Raw genomic sequence first — 1,487 nt, 5'->3', positions numbered from 1 at the left:
ACATTACATTCGTTTTTCCGTATATTTTTCTGTAGGATCATGAACGGCTTTCTGCGCTTATTGCCAAAGTCTCTGCAAGGGGACAGAGGAACAGCAGATCACTCATGCAGTCCGCACGCTCTCCAAACCATCCAATTGGCTCTGAAAGGTTTTCACTATGAAAAAACAGCTCTCCATTTTCTTGCTCTTTCTCTGGCTTGCCATTCCAGCCGCACAGGCATCACCGGAATTCATGATCGACAGCGATTGGCTGTCAGAACACAAGGAAGACAAAAACCTGGTTATTCTGGAAGTACGCTATTATCCGCACCGTTATTTCACCGTGGGGCATATACCCGGCGCCATCCAGGTGCAGCGCTTCAAGGACCTCGGGGACAACAACGCCAACCCGCTGATGCGCTTTCCCTCACGCGAAGCCTTGGAAAAAACGTTGAGAAGCTGGGGCGTCAACGACGACTCCACGCTGGTGCTTTATGACGATTCAAACACGGCTCTGGTTTCACGGCTCTACTACCTGCTGGATCTCTATGGATTCAACATGAAGCATGTAAAGATTCTCAGTGGAGGAACCACAGACTGGAGCGCCTTCGAAGAAATGACCAGGGAGCCGACGCCTGCGCCCAAGCCGGGTGCAGTGACTTTGAAGGCCGCCCATCCCCTGCTTTCGGTGGAATGGACGGATGTCTACGACGATGTAGTCTCACGCCGTGATCCAAACATCGTACTGCTGGACGTACGCCCCCATGACATGTACACCGGCAAGGTGATCAAGCATTCCATCATGGGCGGGCATATTCCCGGTGCAATCAATGTCGTCAGCCTGGATGGCACCAGCGCACAGAAATGGCGTAGCGACAGTGAACTGGCCGAACTCTACAAGCCAGTTCCCAGGGGAAAGACCGTGTACGTTTATTGCCACGACGGCTTTCGCATGAGCCTGGCCTATATGCAGCTCAAACATCTCGGTTACAAAGATGTACGGCTATACAACGGCGGCTGGTCACACTGGGGAAACCGTCTGAGTCTGCCTGTTGTTGATGGGGATAAGCCCTATGCTGGAGATTTTGAACTGTAAGCTGCCTATCAGCATGCGGGAACACGCCGTCAGTGATTATTGCTGTAAGTCGGAGCCGGAGGTGTGAATCGTCCGCTCCGACGGTACGCGGGAAACAGCCGGTCTATGCAAAGATCGGCTGTAAACACGGGGGTCTCCTAGTGAATTCTGACGAACAGTTTTCTGCGCACGGCAGTACTGGACTTGTAGCTTTGCAGCTTGTCTTCAGACTGGGCAAGCGCCTCATACGCCGCAACAGGTACGGAAGCGCTGTCTTTTTCCAGACAGTATTCGATGTAGTTCTTCCAGAAATCCACCTCCTCGAGCAGCGCGCGTTCCATTTCTGAGGGCGGCTGCAAGCGTGTCTTCGGCCTCGTGATAGATTTTGGGACATCCCAGTCCCCAAAATCGACTCGGCCTTTGACAACCTATT

Annotated in this window: 2 protein-coding genes; one reads left to right on the top strand and one right to left on the bottom strand. The window is 52.8% G+C overall.

The annotated features are described in order from the left end of the window. Positions 1-157 precede the first annotated feature (157 nt). Positions 158-1,075: a sulfurtransferase gene (locus tag ACOCD2_RS19655; protein WP_293650099.1), complete on the top strand. Its 918-nt coding sequence runs from the start codon at positions 158-160 to the stop codon at positions 1,073-1,075. Positions 1,076-1,212: 137 nt separating this feature from the next. Here ACOCD2_RS19655 and ACOCD2_RS19650 read toward each other — a convergent pair whose 3' ends face one another. Beyond that, entirely contained in the window at positions 1,213-1,413 is a 201-nt protein-coding gene (locus ACOCD2_RS19650; protein ID WP_293650098.1) for a hypothetical protein, read from the bottom strand. Between the last annotated feature and the right edge of the window lie 74 nt (positions 1,414-1,487).

The sequence above is a fragment of the Thiolapillus sp. genome, from assembly GCF_048562965.1.
GTDB lineage: Bacteria > Pseudomonadota > Gammaproteobacteria > Chromatiales > Chromatiaceae > Thiolapillus > Thiolapillus brandeum_A.
Note: the sequence above shows the minus strand (reverse complement) of the source record. Positions and strands in the feature narration are given on the sequence as shown.